Origin of the sequence: Frateuria sp., assembly GCF_035944355.1 — a bacterium.
Lineage (GTDB): Bacteria > Pseudomonadota > Gammaproteobacteria > Xanthomonadales > Rhodanobacteraceae > Frateuria_A.
In genome coordinates this window covers 164,465-180,495 of sequence record NZ_DASZBH010000012.1, presented here as the reverse complement: position 1 = coordinate 180,495, position 16,031 = coordinate 164,465, and the positions used below count along the sequence as shown (strand labels likewise).

General features: G+C 69.6%; 13 protein-coding genes. 6 read left to right on the top strand and 7 right to left on the bottom strand.

Features of this window, described 5'->3' with window-relative positions:
* Positions 1 to 3: 3 nt before the first annotated feature.
* From folK to tsaD, 3 genes are all read right to left on the bottom strand, one after another.
* On the bottom strand, positions 4 to 495 hold the full coding sequence (gene folK / locus VGU03_RS09735; protein ID WP_327480182.1) for a 2-amino-4-hydroxy-6-hydroxymethyldihydropteridine diphosphokinase: 492 nt from the start codon (positions 493 to 495) through the stop codon (positions 4 to 6).
* Positions 492 to 848 (bottom strand): dihydroneopterin aldolase, encoded by a 357-nt coding sequence (folB, locus tag VGU03_RS09730; RefSeq protein WP_327480181.1) that lies wholly within the window; start codon positions 846 to 848, stop codon positions 492 to 494. The genes folK and folB overlap by 4 nt, the downstream gene beginning before the upstream one ends.
* Positions 849 to 929: 81 nt before the next feature.
* Positions 930 to 2,003 carry a tRNA (adenosine(37)-N6)-threonylcarbamoyltransferase complex transferase subunit TsaD gene (gene tsaD, locus VGU03_RS09725; RefSeq protein WP_327480180.1) on the bottom strand — a complete coding sequence of 358 codons (1,074 nt, stop codon included), beginning with the start codon at positions 2,001 to 2,003 and terminating at the stop codon, positions 930 to 932.
* Positions 2,004 to 2,075: 72 nt separating this feature from the next.
* Here tsaD and rpsU point away from each other — a divergent pair, with 72 nt between their 5' ends.
* The 6 genes from rpsU (at position 2,076) to VGU03_RS09695 (ending at position 7,188) form a co-directional block, all read left to right on the top strand.
* Positions 2,076 to 2,291, top strand: a complete 216-nt coding sequence (gene rpsU / locus VGU03_RS09720; RefSeq protein WP_055999514.1) for a 30S ribosomal protein S21 — start codon at positions 2,076 to 2,078, stop codon at positions 2,289 to 2,291.
* A 122-nt stretch (positions 2,292 to 2,413) separates the two neighbouring features.
* Positions 2,414 to 2,860, top strand: coding sequence for a GatB/YqeY domain-containing protein (locus tag VGU03_RS09715; RefSeq protein ID WP_327480179.1), 447 nt, complete (start codon positions 2,414 to 2,416; stop codon positions 2,858 to 2,860).
* Between the two features lie 232 nt (positions 2,861 to 3,092).
* Positions 3,093 to 3,263: a DUF1328 domain-containing protein gene (locus VGU03_RS09710; protein ID WP_327480178.1), complete on the top strand. Its 171-nt coding sequence runs from the start codon at positions 3,093 to 3,095 to the stop codon at positions 3,261 to 3,263.
* A gap of 368 nt (positions 3,264 to 3,631) precedes the next feature.
* A complete protein-coding gene (gene dnaG, locus VGU03_RS09705) occupies positions 3,632 to 5,416 on the top strand; it encodes a DNA primase (RefSeq protein WP_327480177.1) in 1,785 nt (594 codons plus the stop codon).
* 68 nt (positions 5,417 to 5,484) lie between these two features.
* Entirely contained in the window at positions 5,485 to 6,105 is a 621-nt protein-coding gene (locus VGU03_RS09700; protein ID WP_327480176.1) for a DedA family protein, read from the top strand.
* Between the two features lie 69 nt (positions 6,106 to 6,174).
* Entirely contained in the window at positions 6,175 to 7,188 is a 1,014-nt protein-coding gene (locus tag VGU03_RS09695; protein WP_327480175.1) for a bile acid:sodium symporter family protein, read from the top strand.
* A gap of 56 nt (positions 7,189 to 7,244) precedes the next feature.
* Here the strand turns inward: VGU03_RS09695 and VGU03_RS09690 are convergent, their stop codons facing one another.
* The 4 genes from VGU03_RS09690 to mgtA all read right to left on the bottom strand — a co-directional run bounded on the left by VGU03_RS09690 (position 7,245) and on the right by mgtA (position 15,903).
* Positions 7,245 to 8,741: an efflux transporter outer membrane subunit gene (locus tag VGU03_RS09690; protein WP_327480174.1), complete on the bottom strand. Its 1,497-nt coding sequence runs from the start codon at positions 8,739 to 8,741 to the stop codon at positions 7,245 to 7,247.
* Position 8,742: 1 nt separating this feature from the next.
* Positions 8,743 to 11,838, bottom strand: coding sequence for a CusA/CzcA family heavy metal efflux RND transporter (locus VGU03_RS09685; protein ID WP_327480173.1), 3,096 nt, complete (start codon positions 11,836 to 11,838; stop codon positions 8,743 to 8,745).
* Positions 11,831 to 13,078 carry an efflux RND transporter periplasmic adaptor subunit gene (locus tag VGU03_RS09680; RefSeq protein WP_327480172.1) on the bottom strand — a complete coding sequence of 416 codons (1,248 nt, stop codon included), beginning with the start codon at positions 13,076 to 13,078 and terminating at the stop codon, positions 11,831 to 11,833. The genes VGU03_RS09685 and VGU03_RS09680 overlap by 8 nt, the downstream gene beginning before the upstream one ends.
* Before the next feature lie 173 nt (positions 13,079 to 13,251).
* Entirely contained in the window at positions 13,252 to 15,903 is a 2,652-nt protein-coding gene (gene mgtA / locus VGU03_RS09675; RefSeq protein WP_327480171.1) for a magnesium-translocating P-type ATPase, read from the bottom strand.
* Positions 15,904 to 16,031 lie beyond the last annotated feature (128 nt).

Sequence of the window (16,031 nt, the reverse complement as noted above, 5' to 3'; positions counted from 1 at the left end):
CGGCTACGGCCAGGGCAGCGGCTCGGGCGTGAGCGGCTCGCTTTCCTGCGCGAACGCGGCCCACAGATCGGCCATGCGGCGGCCGTCGCGCGGGTGGCGGGCGTCGGGCGCGATGTCGGCCAGCGGCCGCAGCACGAAGGCGTGGCGCAGTTCGTCGCGCGGCACCTGCAGGTGGCCTGGCCCCTCGATCACCGCGTCGCCGTAGAGCACCAGATCCACGTCCAGCGTGCGGTCGGCATAGCGCGGCACGTCACGGCGGCGGCCGTGGCGATCCTCCAGCGCGTGCAGCCAGTCGTTCAGCGCCTCGGGCGACAGGTCGGTATCCAGCCCGACCGCCAGGTTGAGGAAATCCGGACCGTCGAAGCCAACCGCGCGGCTGCGGTAGGTAGGCGATACGGTCAGCTCGCCGAAGCGGGCCTTCAGCTCGCCCAGCGCGGCGCGCAGATAGCGGTGTGGCTGCAGGTTGGAACCGAGGCTGAGATAGGCGCGCGTCACGGCCGCGTGCCGCGCTCGATGCGCACGCCCACCGCGCGCGCGCCGCGCACGGCGCCCGGCTTGGAGAGTTTCAGCCGCACCCAGGCCACGCCGAACTCCACGCGGATGATCGCCGCGCAGCGCTCGGCCAGCGTCTCCACCAGGCCGAAGCTGGAACCGCCGACGTACTCGATCAGCCGCTTGGACACGTCCTTGTAATTGAGCGTATGGGCGATGTCGTCGCTGGCCGCCGGTACGGTGTTGTCGAAGGCCATCTCGATGTCGAAGGCGAGCGTCTGGCGCACCCGCCGCTCCCAGTCGTAGATGCCGATCACTGCGTCGATGCGCAGGTCTTCGATGAAAACGATGTCCATGAGGGCAAATAGGAAATGGTGAATGGGGAATCGTAAAGGCGCTTCGCCCTGGCAAGCAGGATAACGGCTTTGAACGATTCCCTATTCCCGATTCCCTATTCCCGGCAGGGATTGCAGGTCCCACCGCGGCGACACGCGCACCGCCTCGTCCTGGCCCTGCCCCGCCGCCAGCCGGATCGCGCCGGCCAGCGCGATCATGGCGCCGTTGTCGGTGCAGAACTGAAGCCGCGGGAAGTACGTGCGGAATCCATCCTTCTGGCCGGCTGCCGCCAGCGTGTCGCGCAGGCGCCGGTTGGCGCCGACGCCGCCGGCGATCACCAGCCGCTGCGTACCGCTGGCCTCCAGCGCGCGGCGGCACTTGATCACCAGCGTCTCGACGATGGCTTCCTCGAATCCGCGCGCGATGTCGGCGCGGGTCTGGTCGGACTGGTCGGAGTGCTGCCAGGCGAGCAGCACCTGGGTCTTCAGGCCCGAGAAGCTGAAGTCCAGTCCCGGCCGGTCGGTCATCGGGCGCGAGAAGCGGAACGCACCCGGCCTGCCCTGCTCGGCCAGCTTGGCCAGCGCCGGCCCGCCCGGATAAGGCAGGCCCATCAGCTTGGCGGTCTTGTCGAAGGCCTCCCCGGCCGCGTCGTCCAGGGTGTCGCCGAGGATGCGGTAGCGGCCGATCGCGGCCACCTCGACCAGCATGGAGTGGCCGCCGGAAACCAGCAGCGCCACGAACGGCGGCTCGGGCGGATCGGCCTCCAGTAGCGGCGCCAGCAGGTGGCCTTCCATGTGGTGCACGCCGATCGCCGGAACGTTGAGCGCCCAGGCCATTGCCCGCGCCGCGGCGGCACCGACCAGCAGCGCACCGACCAGGCCGGGCCCGGCGGTATAGGCCACGCCGCCGAGATCGGCCGGGGTCAGGCCCGCCTGTGCCAGCGCCTCGCGTACCAGCGGCAGCAGCTTGCGCACGTGGTCGCGGCTGGCCAGCTCCGGCACCACGCCGCCGTAGTCGGCGTGCAGCTTGATCTGGCTGTAGAGCGTGTGCGCGAGCAGGCCGCGGCCGGGCTCATCGGGCTCCCAGCGCAGCAGCGCCACGCCGGTCTCGTCGCAGGAGGTTTCCACGCCGAGAACGGGCTTGCCGAGCGGGTTTGAAAGTTGGCTGGTATGCACGCTATACTTCGCGGCTCGCCCTATTCTGAAGGCGCGCCAGGTTGGCGGGCCAGTTTACCACCCGGAGTTTTCATGCCCAGCGTAAAAGTTCGCGAGAACGAGCCGTTCGAGCTTGCCCTGCGCCGTTTCAAGCGTACCTGCGAAAAGGCCGGCGTCCTCGCCGAGACCCGCAAGCGCGAGTTCTACGAGAAGCCGACCCAGGAGCGCAAGCGCAAGCGTGCCGCTGCGGTGAAGCGCCACCTGCGCCGCCTCTCGCGCGACGTTTCGCGCAAGACCCGGATGTACTGATCCACCTCGCCGCAGCGCAGCGCGCGGCAAGGAGATCTTCCAGGCGGCACGGCCGCCACATCCCAAGGGCCGGTGTTGCCGCAGAGGCAACGCCGGCCTTTCGCATTTCCGGAGATGAGACCATGAGCCTCAAGCAGCGGATCAGCGACGACATGAAGGCCGCCATGCGCGGTGGCGAGAAGGAGCGGCTGGCGGTGATCCGGCTCATGCTGGCCGCGATCAAGCAGCGCGAGGTGGACGAGCGTATCGAGCTCGACGACGCCCAGACGCTCGCGGTGCTGGAGAAGATGCTCAAGCAGCGGCGCGATTCGATCGTGCAGTACGACGCCGCCGGCCGCGTCGACCTGGCCGACGTGGAGCGCGCCGAGATGAAAGTGATCGAAGCCTACCTGCCGGCCAAGCTGTCCGAGGCCGAGGTCGATGCGCTGATCGACGCCGCCATCGCGCAGACCGGGGCCAGCTCGCCGCGCGACATGGGCAAGGTGGTCGCTTCGGTCAAGCAGCAGGCGGCCGGCCGCGCCGACATGGCGCAGGTCTCCGCGCGCATCAAGGCGCGTCTGGGCGGCTGAGCGCCGGACGCCTCCGCTTTCCTCTCCATCCCAGGGAGAGGATCGAAGCACGGCCCGCAGCCGTTTCCCGCAGCCCGCTCATCGCACCGCCCCTCCGGAAAGGGAACGGCAGACGAACGTCACGCAGCGCACAGCGAGCTGATGCGCAGCTTTCACGCCCGATCGCCTACAACGGCCCGGCATCGCCGGACCGGAGGCCTCCGCCCCGGCCGCACGACCAGGGAGAAGCCGCATGCTCAAGTGGGCCATCATCTTCGCCATCATCTCGCTGGTCACCGGCTGGCTCGGTTTCGGCGGCATCTCGGGCCTCACCGGGACCATCGCCAAGGTGCTGTTCGCGATCTTCCTGATCCTGTTCCTTATCGCCCTGCTGGCGGTCATCGGCGTGTTCCACATCCTGTAGCGCGCGCCGTTCCCCCGGCGCGCCGGCACGGCGCCCTGCGGATTGGCCGGCCGCGAGCGTCGTTTCCGGGTCAGGGCTAGCCGAGCACCCCGCTCCGAGGCCGTGCGCAATCACACGCGTGGTGCAGATCGCGTCGGTCGCACACCCTGGTCGAACGCCGCCGGACCGAGGTTATGGATCGACGGCGCCGCGCCCCGGGCGGGACGGGAACCGAGCGTCGGGAGCGGCTTCCGGCATCACGTTTTTCCCCGGCAGCGGCGGTCGCGGGAGAATGCCTGGCGGTGATCTCAGGCGCATTTGCCGGTCCAGCCGAACGCCAGCCGCACCCTCCGGCGCCGCCGACATCCCGCAACCTCTAAACTAGCCGCATGCGCGGCCGTATCCCCGACAGCTTCATCGACGAACTGCTTGCCCGGGTCGACATCGTCGACGTGATCGAGCGGCGCGTGCCCTTGAAGAAGGCCGGGCGCGAGTGGACCGCCTGCTGTCCGTTCCACAACGAACGCACGCCCTCGTTCTACGTCAGTCCGACCAAACAGTTCTTCCACTGCTTCGGCTGCGGCGCGCACGGCAGCGCAGTGAAGTTCCTGATGGATTACGAGCGGCTGGAGTTTCCCGACGCGGTAGAAGAACTGGCGCAGTCGGTCGGCCTGACCGTGCCGCGCGAGGGCGGCCGCGAGGCGGCGCCGCGCGAGGACAAGAGCGACCTCTACGCACTGCTCGACGGCGCCGCGCGCTGGTACGAGAACGAATTGCCCAGGAGCGCCGAGGCGCAGGCCTACTGCGCGAAACGCGGCCTGGACGCCGACACCATCGCTCACTTCCGCCTGGGCTGGGCGCCGGCCGGCTACGACGGGCTGATCAAGGCGCTGGGCGGCAGCGACCGGCGCATGCAGCTGTTGACCGAGGCGGGCATGGTGGCGACCGGCGAGCGCGGCCATCGCTACGACCGCTTCCGCGAGCGGCTGATGTTCCCCATCCTCGACCGCCGGGGAAGGGTCATCGCTTTCGGTGGGAGAGTCCTTGCAAAGCCCGGCGAGGGATCGCCGGTTTTCGATTCTGGCGCGCAGGACGCGCGCAAAAGTGACGGCCCCAAATACCTCAACTCGCCCGAGACCCCGCTGTTCCACAAGGGCCGCGAATTGTTCGCGCTGTGGCAGGTCAAGCAGGCCAACGCGAGCCTGCAGCGCATCGTGGTGGTCGAGGGCTACATGGACGTGATCGCGCTGCACCAGGCGGGCCTGCCGATCGCGGTGGCCACGCTGGGCACCGCGACCACGCCCGAGCACACCGAGGTGCTGTTCCGCGCCGCGCCCGACGTGGTGTTCTGCTTCGACGGCGACCGCGCCGGCCGCGCCGCCGCCTGGAAGGCGCTGGAGGCGGCGCTGCCGCGCCTGCGCGATGGGCGCCAGGCCTACTTCCTGTTCCTGCCCGACGGCGAGGATCCGGACACGCTGGTGCGCAAGGAAGGCAAGGATGGCTTCGAGCAGCGGCTGAAGGCTGCCACGCCGCTGTCGGACTATTTCTTCGGCGAACTGGCGCGCGACGTCGACACCGCCAGCCTCGACGGCCGCGCGCGGCTGGCCGAGCGTGCGCGGCCGCTGATCGCGCGCCTGCCCGACGGCGCCTTCCGCGACCTGATGGCCGACGAGCTGGAAAAGCGCACCGGCGCCCGCGCCAACGTGCCGGCCGAACCGGCCACGCATCGGGCCGTGCAGCGGCCGGTGGCGGTGCAGCGCTCGCTGGTGCGCAGCGCGATCGCGCTGCTGCTGGCGCAGCCCGGGCTGGCCGACCAGGTCGAACCGCCCTACCGCTTCCTGCGCCTGGACCGGCCCGGCGTCGGCCTGCTGGCCGAACTGCTCGACATCGCGCGCGCGCGCCCGGGCATCCACCCCGCCACGCTGGTGGAGCATTTCGCCGAACGCACCGAATACGTTTCGCTGCAGAAGCTGATGGCGGCCACCGCGGTGGGCGAGCCGGAAGCGCAACGCGCGGAATTCCTCGATGCCCTGGCGCGGATGGAGGACCAGGCCGCCGCGCTGCGCCGCGAGGCGCTCGCCGCCAAGCACCGCGAAGGCACGCTGAGCCAGGCTGAGAAGGCCGAGCTGCGCGAGCTGCTGGCGGCGCGCCGCCCTTCCGCCGCGCAGGGCTGACCGATGGTTCGCCTTACCGCGCGCTTGCGCCCTCATCCCTCGGCGCGCGTGCCAGGCCAGGCTCACGAATGCAGTTGCTTGAGCGGCTGATCCTGCTGTTCGCCGAAAGCGGCTACGCGGCAGTGTTCGCCGCGCTGCTGCTGTGTGGCGCCGGCGCGCCGCTGCCGGAGGACATCACCCTGATCGCCGGCGGCGTGATCGCCGGGCTGGGCTACGCCAACGTGCACGCGATGGCTGGAATCGCGCTGGTCGGCGTGCTGGTGGGCGACGCGGCGATGTTCCTGCTCGGCCATCGCCATGGCGCGCGCATCATGCAATGGCCGCTGGTGGCGCGGCTGCTCACGCCGGCGCGCTACGCGAAGGTGCAGGAGAAGTTCGCCCGCTACGGCAACCGCCTGCTGTTCCTGGCGCGCTTCCTGCCGGGCATGCGCACGGCGGTGTACGTCACCGCCGGCGCCACGCACCGCGTATCGTTCCTGCGCTTCCTGCTGCTCGATGGACTGGCCGCGCTGATCAGCGTGCCGGTGTGGGTGTACCTAGGCTACGCGGGCGCCAACAACCGCGAGTGGCTGGCCATGTGGATCGGCCGCAGCCAGCACGGCATGTGGATGCTGGCCGTCGTGGCGGCGCTGGTCGCGGGCTGGCTGTGGTGGAGGCGGCGCTGCCGTGCGGGCCGCAGCGACGACTGAGAGCCCAACGTCGACGCACGCGCCACTACAATCGCGCGCCATCCGGCGCCTCGCTTCCCTTGCCCCGCCATGCCCTCTTTCTCCCTGCGCCCGCTGTTGCCGGACGGCTTCATCCTCGCCCTGATCGGCACGGTCGGCCTGGCCAGCGTGCTGCCCTGCCGGGGCGAGGCCGCGCTGTGGCTGGACCGGCTGACCGACGCGGCGATCATGCTGCTGTTCTTCCTGCATGGCGCCAAGCTCTCGCGCGAGGCGATCGTGCGCGGGATGACGCACTGGCGGCTGCACCTGGCGGTGTTCGCCAGCACCTTCATGCTGTTCCCGTTGCTGGGCTGGCTGCTGCATCCGCTGGCGGACAGGCTGCTGACGCCGCCGCTGGCGCTGGGTATGCTGTTCGTCTGCACGCTGCCCTCGACCGTGCAGTCCTCCATCGCCTTCACTTCCATCGCCGGCGGCAACGTGCCGGCGGCGGTGGTCAGCGCCTCGCTCTCCAGCCTGATCGGCATCGTGCTCACGCCGCTGCTGGTGGAGGCGCTGCTCGCCACCGGCGTGACGCACGCGCCAGCCGCGGGCGGGGTTTGGAAGATCGTCAAGCTGCTGCTGGTGCCGTTCGCCGCCGGCCATCTGCTGCGGCCGTGGATCGGCGGCTGGGTCGACCGGCATCGCCCGCTGCTGGGCCTGACCGACCGTGGCACCATCCTGCTGGTGGTCTACGCGGCCTTCGGCGAGGCGGTGGTCGAGGGCTTGTGGCGCGCCACGGCGCCGCTGGCGCTGCTGGCCATGCTGGGCGTCGGCGCGCTGCTGCTGGCGCTGGCGCTGCTGGCGACCAGCATGATCGGGCGGCTGCTCGGCTTCGCCCGCGCCGACCGCATCACGCTGGTGTTCTGCGGTTCCAAGAAGAGTCTCGCCAGCGGCGTGCCGATGGCGAAGATCCTGTTCGCCGGGCAGGCCGGCGGCCTGGGCGCGCTGCTGCTGCCGCTGATGATCTTCCACCAGTTGCAGCTGATGGTGTGCGCGATGCTGGCGCGCCGCTACGCCCGGCAATCGCCGCGGGCGGTGGGCGACGACAGGCTGGAGGCGGACTGAGGACGCCTAAGCGGGCTGATGCCAAGCATCAGCCGGCCACGATGCCGCTCCCGTTTTCACTTCCCTCCAGTCGACGCCGTCGTGTCGTCGCGATGCCACCAGCCGCCGCCCAGCGCCTGGAACAGCGCTACGGTGTCGCTGTAGCGCTCGGCCCGGGCCTGCACCAGGGCGATGCGCGACTGCTGCCACGCGAGCTGCGCTTCGAGCAGCGCGCTCTCGCCGAGGTCGCCTAGTGCGAGCTGGCGCCGGGCGATATCCAGGCTGCGCGCGGCCGCCTGTTCGGCGCGTTGGGTTGCGGCCAGCGCATGGGCGTCGGCCTGTACCGCTTGCAGCACGTCCGCCACGTTCTGCACGGCAGCCAGCACGGCGCTACGGTATTGCGCGGCGGCCTGGCGGTAACCGGCTTCGGCGGCCCGCTGCCGGTGCCGAAGCGAATTGGCATCGAATAGCGGCTGGGTGACGCCCGCACCCAGGTTCCAGAAGCCGCTGCCGGCCTTGAACAGCTCGCCGGCTCCCTCCGCAGCGCGACCGAAGCTGGCATCGATCTGCACGTTGGGCAGGCGCGCAGCGACGGCAACGCCCACCTCGGCGCTGGCCGCATGCAGCTGCGCCTCCGCCGCGCGCACGTCGGGGCGTTGCTCGACCAGCCGTGCAGGCAAGCTGAGCGGCAGTTCGCTGGGCAGGTGCAGGTCGTCCAGAGTAAAGCGCGCGTCGATACCCTGGTCGGGTGTACGCCCGCTCAATGCGGCCAGCAGATCGCGCTGCTGGGCGAGCTGTTTCTGCAGCGGCGGCAGGGCGGCGCGGCTCTGTTCCAGCGCGGTTACCTGCGCCGCCACGGCGGCCTCGGGCAGGTCGCCCAGGGCGTACTGCCGCTGCACGGTCGCCAGGATCTTCGACTGCGCCTGGATGATCTCCTGCGTGGCCTGCATCTGTGCCCGCAGCGAGGCTTCCTCGATGGCCGCGTTGGCCAGGTTGCTGGTCAGGGTGAGGTAGGTCGCCTCCAGCTGGAAGCGTTGCACGTTCGCCGCCGCCACGGCCGATTCCACCTGGCGCCGCGTGCCGCCCCACAGGTCCAGGGCATAGGACACGCTCACCTGGGCTGTCGTGAGGCTGTACAGGCTGGCGCCGGACTGTGCCGGGCTGGCCAGGTCGCTGGCGATGTGCTGGCGTGTCGACTCGACGCTGCCCTCGACCTGCGGGAAATAGGCGCCACGCTGTGCGTAGACGCTCTCCCAGGCCGCACGCAGAGCTTCGTGCGCCGCTTCCACGTCCGCGTTGCGGCGCAGTGCTTCCTCGATCAGCGCGTTCAACGGCTCCGAGCGGAACAGGGTCCACCACTGGCCGGGGATGTCCATCGAGCTCACCAGCCGCTGGGCAGCGCCACCCGGCACCGGGGCGGAAGCCGTGGTGTCGGATTGGACCTCGGCTGTGTAGCGCAGGGCCGTGGGCGCCGGCGGCCGGCGGTAATCGGGGCCGACGGCGCAGGCTGCCAGGGCCAACGCAAGGCCGCCAGCCAGAGTGCCGCGCAGGTAATGCTTGGCATGGATACGCATGTCAGATCTCCTCGGCCGGCCGCGCGTGGCGGCGACGGCGCTCCACGAATTGCTCGAGGGTGTCGTAGAGCGCCGGCAGAATGAACAGGGTGAGCAGGGTGGCTATCGCCAGGCCGCCCACCACCACGGTGGCGAGGCCACGCTGCACGTCGGTGCCGATGCCGGTGGCCAGCATCGCCGGCAACATGCCCACGCTTGCCACCGATGCGGTCATCAGCACCGGACGAAAGCGTTCGCAGGCGCCGAGCACTACCGCCTCGCGCACGCCGTGGCCTTCGCGCCGCATGCGATTGAAGTTGGCGACCATGATGATGCCGTTCTGCACCGCGACGCCGAACAGCGCGATGAAGCCGACTGCCGTGGCGATGTTCAGCGTTTCGCCCTTCAAGTGCAGGGAGATCAGGCCGCCCAGCGTGGCCAGCGGCACCACGCCCAGCACCAGCAGCGCCTGCCGCAGGCTGCCGAATTCGGCGAACAGCAGCACCGCCATCACCGCCAGCACCAGGCCCATCACCAGCACCAGGCGCGCCTGCGCACGCTGCTGGTTCTCGAACTGGCCGGCCCATTCCAGCCGATAGTGCTGCGGGTCGAAGCTGACCTTGGCCGCGATCTTCTGCCGCGCCTCGGCCAGGTAATCGGACAGGGCGCGATCGCGGTTGTCGATGCGCACGGTGAGCTGACGCTCGCCGCCCTGGTGCGCGATGGTGCTCTCGCCGCTCCGCAGGCTGATGTGGGCCACCATCGCCAGCGGAACGCGTGCGCCCGACGGCGCGGTCAGCACGAGCTGTCCCAGCGCCTGCGGATTGGCGGCCACCTGGTGCGGCAGGCGCGCGGTGACGTTGTACACGCGATCCCCCACGTAGGCCTGGGTGATCGGCGCACCACCCACGCCGGTCTGGACCAGCGTATTGATGTCGGCCACGTTGATGCCATAGCGCGCAGCGTCATCGCGGTCCACGTTCACCACCACCTGCGGGATCGGCGGCTCCTGGAAAATGGACGCGTCGGCCGTGCCCGGTATGCCCTTGAGCACCTGTACGATCTCGCCGCCGATGCGGCGCAATTCCCTGAAGTCGTCGCCGTAGATGCGCAGCACCAGCGGGCTGTGCGCACCGCCGATCATGTCATTCTCGCCGTCGATGATCGGCTGGCTGATGCCCACGCTGATGCCGGGGATCTGCTGCAGACGCTCGTTGAGGCGGCGCACGAACTGCGCCTTGGTCTCACCGGAGGGCCAGGTGTCATACGGCTTGAGTCCCACGCCGGACTCGATGTGGGAGGGCGTCCACGGGTCCGTGCCGGTGTCGTTGCGGCCCAGCTGGGTCACCACATAGCTGACCTCGGGGAACGCGCCGACCACGCGGCGATACTCGCTCGCCATCTCGCTCGCCTTCTCCAGCGACAGGCCGCTCGGCAACTGCACCTGCAGCCACAGGGAACCTTCGTCCAGTTCGGGCAGGAATTCGCGGCCGATGGTCGAGCCCAGCACGAGCACGGCGACCAGCGCCATGCCGGCCGCGGCGCAGGTCACGCGGGGCCTGGCCAGGAGCCATTCCAGCGCACGCCGATAGCCTGCCTGCAGACGCTCCAGCGGCTTGTTGTGGAGCACCTTGCGCGGCTTGCGCAGCGCCAGCCAGGCCAGCGCCGGCACCAGCGTGATCGCACACAGCAGCGCGCCGAGCAGGGCGTAGCCCACGGTGTGCGCCATCGGCGAGAACAGCTTGCCTTCGGCGCGCTCGAACGCCAGCAGGGGGGCGTAGGCGGTGACGATGATCAGGGTGGCGAAGAAGATTGGCCGCGCCACCTGCCGGGTGGCATCCAGTACGTCGGCCTCGTGCAGGTACGCCTGTGGCCGCCCCTCACGCTGGCGCAGGATCGCCTCGGTCACCACGATCGCGCCATCCACGATCACCCCGAAGTCGATGGCGCCCAGCGAAAAGAGGTTGGCCGGCATGCCGGTGAAGTGCATCACGATGAACGCGGCGACCAACGCGAACGGAATGGTCACCGCCGCCACCAGCGCGCTGCGCGGGCTGCCGAGGAACAGGATCAGCACGATGCAAACCAGGCCGACGCCCTCCACGACGGTGTGCGACACCTTGCTGACCGTGGCCTTCACCAGGTCGTCGCGGTCGATGTACGGCACGATGCGTACGTCTTGTGCGGCGAGCCGGCGGTTGAGCTCGTCCACCTTGGCGTGGATGCTGTCGAGCACGCGGGACGGGTTTTCGTACTTCAGCAGGTCGACGATGCCCTCGATCGTGTCCGGATTGTTGTTCTTGCCCAGGATGCCCTCGCGGACCTGGTGGCCGTAGCGGAGCGTGCCCAGGTCGCGAACCTGGACCGGGCTGCCGTTGTGCTGCGCCACTACGACGTCGCCCAGGTTCTTCAGCGTGCGCAGCAGGCCTTCGCCGCGGATCACGTACGACTGCTCGCCGCGGCTGATGCGGCCGCCGCCGGCATTGGCGTTGTTGGCGCCGATGGCGTTCGCCACGTCGGTGATGCCCACGCCGTACTGCAGCAGCTTCTGCGGGTCCACCTCCAGCTGGAACTCCTTGGTGAAGCCGCCGAAGTTGTCGACGTTGGCCACTCCCGGCACCTGCTCCAGTGCGGGGATGACCTCCCAGCGCTGGATTTCCGAGAGCTCCATCAGGTTGCGGGTATCGGACTCCAGCGTGTAGCGATAGATCTCCCCGGCCGGGCCGGAGACCGGGTCGAGCGAGGGCACGGCGCCACCCGGCAGGGTGACGCCGGCGATGCGCTCCATGACGCGCTGGCGCGACCAGTAGTCCTCCGCGCCGTCGCGGAATACCAGCGTGATCAGCGACAGCCCGAAGGTGCTGCTGGAACGCATCGATACCATGCCCGGCGTCCCGGCCAGGGCGCGCTCCAGCGGGGTGGTGATCTGCTGCTCGATTTCCTCCGCCGCCAGGCCGGGGACCTGGGTGGTGACCTGCGCCGTGACGTCGCTGAGTTCGGGATAGGCCTCGACGGCCAGCTGGGTCCAGGCGTAGTAGCCGTAGACCATGACCAGCGCCGCCACGCCGAAGACCAGCGTGCGCTTGCGCAGGCACCACGCAATGAGCTTCTCAATCATTGATCAGCACCCCACCGGCCACGACCACGCGATCGCCGGGCCGCAGGCCCTTGGCGATGCGCGCCAGTCCACCTTCGTCCGGGCCCAGCTCCACCGTGCGGCGGGCGAACGTCCAGGGAGACACCTCGACGAACACGGTGACACTGTCGTTGTTCATCAGCAGCGCGGACTGCGGAACCAGCAGCGCGCCGGGCTGCGGCACCATCAGGACGGCCGTGGCGAACATATTGGCCTTCATCGCCCCATCGGGATTGGCCAGCGCGATGCGCGCCTTGACGCGCCGCGAATCGGGATCCACCACGTCGCTGACCGACTGCACCGCGCCCCGGAAACGGCGGCCCGGCAGCGCCGGCAGCGTCACCTCGGCGAGCTGGCCCGGTGCCACCAGCGACGACTCGTTTTCCGCCACGTTGGCGGTCGCCCAGACATGGCCTATGTCGGTCACCGTCATCAGAACCGCATTCGGGTCGTTGACGAACGCGCCCGCGGCAGTGGACAGCGAAGTGATGCTGCCGTCGGTCGGCGAGAGCAGGGCCATGCGCCCCGCCCCGCGCGATCCGGGAGCCGGGGAGCCGAGCGAGGCCAAGCGCGCCTGCGCGCGGATGTCTTCGGCCTGCGCCTGCTGGTAGCCGCTGCGCGCGGCTTCGAGGTCCTTCTGTGCGGCACCGCCGGCGCGCTGCACGCCTTCGGCGCGCGCAAGCCCGCTTTTCGCCAGGGCCAGCGCATCGGCCGCCCGGGCGCGGTCCGCCTGCGCCTGCGCATAATCGCCCGAGGCGATCAACGCCAGCACCTGCCCTCGCTTGACGCGGTCGCCCAGCCCGACCTTGAGCTCGATCACGCGCCCCGTCACCGGGGCCTGCACGTTCAACGTGTGTGCGGGGTCCGCTTCGATCACGGCCGGGACCGAAAGCGCACGGGGCAGCCCGCCCGATTCGACCGGCTGCACCTTGACGCGCCTGCGCAACGGCGATCCCGCCGGAATGTGCAGCAGGCCGTGGTCGTCGGTGATCGACGGGGCGGCCGCCTGCACGTGGTCAGCATGGGAACAGGCCGCCATCAGCACGGGCACCGCAATGGCGAAGATCAGGACCGACAGGTTTTTCGGTGTACGGAACAGCATGAGTTTCCCCTGTGATGGGCATGCGCCGGTGCCGCGGGCGTGGCCGCGGCACCGGACAAGCGAGGGGGAAACACGGCAGCCGCAGTGCTGCCGCCGATCCCGTCCGCGTCGGAGCGACACCGTCCGCCGCGTCAGGGGCGGCTCGGGCGAGCCGACGCAAGAGCGACGTCAGTGCGAGAAATGGTGCGAAGCTGCAGAGGTACTAGGGTCTGGATCCAAGCTCGTCGTTCTCCGGTGATGGACGAGGCCGGCGGACTGCGTCGTCCAGGGACATTGCGGCTCTCCTGCTTCCGTCAGAGCCAGCGGCCGTAGCGACGGATGTAGAGCAGCTTGACCAGCTGCGTGAGCGCGCAGTAGGTGAGCACGGTGAGTGCCACCCAGCCGAAGTAAGCCGTCGGCAAGGGCACCATGCCGATCTTCGTGCCGAAGGCGACGAACGGGACCGCCAGGCCGATGGTGATGATCGCGCCCGTGAGCGCCAGTACCGGCGCCGACGCCACGCTTTGCAGGAACGGGATGCGGCGCGTGCGGATCATGTGCACCACCAGCGTCTGCGTCAGCAGGCTCTCGATGAACCAGCCGCTCTGGAAGAACGACTGGTGCGCCGCCGAATTGGCGCCGAACACGTGCCACAGCAGCAGGAAGGTGGTGACGTCGAAGATCGAACTGACCGGGCCGATCCAGATCATGAAGCGGCCGATGTCGCTGGCGTCCCACTTGCGCGGCTTGGTGAGATATTCCTCGTCCATGCGGTCGAACGGAATGGTCAGCTGGGAGATGTCGTAGAGCAGGTTGAGCACCAGCACCTGCAGCGGCAGCAGCGGCAGGAACGGCAGGAAGGCGCTGGCCACCAGCACGCTGAACACGTTGCCGAAGTTGGAGCTGGCCGTCATCTTGATGTACTTGATGATGTTGCCGAAGGTTACGCGGCCCTCGAGCACGCCCTCCTCCAGCACCATCAGGTTCTTCTCCAAGAGGATGATGTCGGCCGACTCCTTGGCGATGTCGGTGGCGCTGTCCACCGAGATGCCCACGTCCGCCGCACGCAGCGCCGGCGCGTCGTTGATGCCGTCGCCGAGGAAACCGACCGTGTGGCCCTGGCGCTGCAACGCCTCGACCACGCGCGCCTTCTGCAGCGGCGACATCTTGGCGAACACGGTGGTGCGCGCCACGACGCCATCGAGCGCGGCCTCGTCCAGCGCATCGATGTCGCGGCCTTGCACCGAGTGGCTGACGTCCAGCCCCACCTCGCGGCAGATCTTGCGCGTCACCGCCTCGTTGTCGCCGGTGACCACCTTCACCGCCACGCCGTGCTGGCGCAACGCGGCGATCGCGGTGGCCGCCGAGTCCTTGGGCGGATCGAGGAAAGCCAGGCAACCGATCGCAGTCAGCCCTGCCTCGTCGGCCAGGCCGTAGGTGCGCCCGCTCGGGTTCTCTCGCTTGACCGCCACCACAAGCACGCGCAGGCCATCCTCGTTGAGATGCCGGGTCATCGCGCGGATCTCGGCGCGGCGGGCATCGGTGAGCGGCACGTCGATGCCGTCCTGGCGTGCGGCGGTGCAGATGGCGAGCATCTCCTCCACCGCGCCCTTGCACACCAGCAGGTGCTGGCCGTCGCCGCCGGAAAGCACCACCGACATGCGCCGGCGCTGGAAATCGAACGGGATCTCATCGACGAGCTGGAAGCGCGCAGCCATCGGCTCAAGATTCCGGTGCGCCAGCACCGCCTTGTCCATCAGGTTCTTCAGGCCCGTCTGGAAGCGGCTGTTGAGATAGCCGAACTCCAGCGCCTCGCCGGAGGCCTCGCCGTCCAGGTCCAGGTGGCGCTCCAGCACGATCCTGTCGAGCGTCAGCGTGCCGGTCTTGTCGGTGCACAGTACGTCCATCGCGCCGAAGTTCTGGATCGCGTTCAGGCGCTTGACCACCACCTTGCGCTTGGACATCGCCAACGCGCCCTTGGCCAGGTTCGCGGTGACGATCAGCGGAAGCATCTCGGGGGTGAGGCCCACCGCCACCGACAGCGCGAACAGGAACGCCTGCAGCCAGTCGTGCTTGTCCAGGCCGTTGATCAGGAACACCACCGGCACCATCACCGCCATGAAGCGGATCAGCAGCCAGCTCACCGAGCGCACGCCGCGGTCGAAGCTGGTCTGCACGCGCTCGCCGGAGAGCGTATGCGCGATGGAGCCCAGGTAGCTGCGCGCGCCGGTCGCCACCACCGCGGCGGTGGCGGTGCCGCTGATCACGTTGGTGCCCATGTAGCAGACGCTGGAGAGGTCCAGCGGGTTGGCGGCCTCGGCCACGACCATGCCGTGCGCGCTCGGCGCGGCCTTCTCCACCGGCAGCGACTCGCCGGTGAGGATGGCCTGGCTGATGAACAGGTCCTTGGCGCTGAGCAGGCGCAGGTCCGCCGGCACCATGTCGCCCGCGCCCAGGTGCACGATGTCGCCGGCGACCAGCTCGGCCACCGGCACCTCGATCCGCTCGCTGTGGCCGTCGCTGGCGCGGCGGGTGACCGTGGCGGTGTTGCGCACCATCGCCTTGAGTTTCTCGGCGGCACGGCTGGAGCGGTATTCCTGGATGAAGCTCAGCAGCACGCTGATCGACACCATGGCGCCGATGATCAGCGGCCCGGCCAGGTCGCTGCTGTCGGTGCCCAATTGCACGCCGGCCAGTACCAGCAGCACCACGATGAAGGGGTTCTTGAACGCGCGCAGCAGCTGGCGCGACCAGTGCGGCGGCTTCTCGTGCGCCACCTCGTTCGGTCCGTCGCGGTGCAGGCGCTCGGTGATCTGCGCCTCGTCCAATCCGGCGGTCGAGGTCGACAATGCCGCCAGCAGCTCGTCGTTGCCGCGCAGGGCCTGCTCGGCGGCCACCACGCGCGCCGGTACCGCCGCGGCCTTGCCGACCGCCTTGGCGGTGTTCTGGAGAGTTTTCCTGATCATCTGTCCGCTTCCCGTTGATCGCTTGGTGCCGGTGCGGACGAACGCGCGCGCTCTACCGCCCGTGGGCGTGGCCGCGAGTGCGGCCGACGGGCTTTGCGGCTGGCGGAGGCCAGCCCTTGCACAGTGGA

What these genes read in the sequence shown, in the direction of transcription:
- rpsU (WP_055999514.1), top strand. Translation starts at nt 2,076, where the DNA reads ATGCCCAGCGTAAAAGTTCGCGAGAACGAGCCGTTCGAGCTTGCCCTG.
- VGU03_RS09695 (WP_327480175.1), top strand. Translation starts at nt 6,175, where the DNA reads ATGCCCTCTTTCTCCCTGCGCCCGCTGTTGCCGGACGGCTTCATCCTC.
- VGU03_RS09710 (WP_327480178.1), top strand. Translation starts at nt 3,093, where the DNA reads ATGCTCAAGTGGGCCATCATCTTCGCCATCATCTCGCTGGTCACCGGC.
- VGU03_RS09690 (WP_327480174.1), bottom strand. Translation starts at nt 8,741, where the DNA reads ATGCGTATCCATGCCAAGCATTACCTGCGCGGCACTCTGGCTGGCGGC.
- VGU03_RS09700 (WP_327480176.1), top strand. Translation starts at nt 5,485, where the DNA reads ATGCAGTTGCTTGAGCGGCTGATCCTGCTGTTCGCCGAAAGCGGCTAC.
- mgtA (WP_327480171.1), bottom strand. Translation starts at nt 15,903, where the DNA reads ATGATCAGGAAAACTCTCCAGAACACCGCCAAGGCGGTCGGCAAGGCC.
- VGU03_RS09715 (WP_327480179.1), top strand. Translation starts at nt 2,414, where the DNA reads ATGAGCCTCAAGCAGCGGATCAGCGACGACATGAAGGCCGCCATGCGC.
- folB (WP_327480181.1), bottom strand. Translation starts at nt 848, where the DNA reads ATGGACATCGTTTTCATCGAAGACCTGCGCATCGACGCAGTGATCGGC.
- dnaG (WP_327480177.1), top strand. Translation starts at nt 3,632, where the DNA reads ATGCGCGGCCGTATCCCCGACAGCTTCATCGACGAACTGCTTGCCCGG.
- VGU03_RS09685 (WP_327480173.1), bottom strand. Translation starts at nt 11,838, where the DNA reads ATGATTGAGAAGCTCATTGCGTGGTGCCTGCGCAAGCGCACGCTGGTC.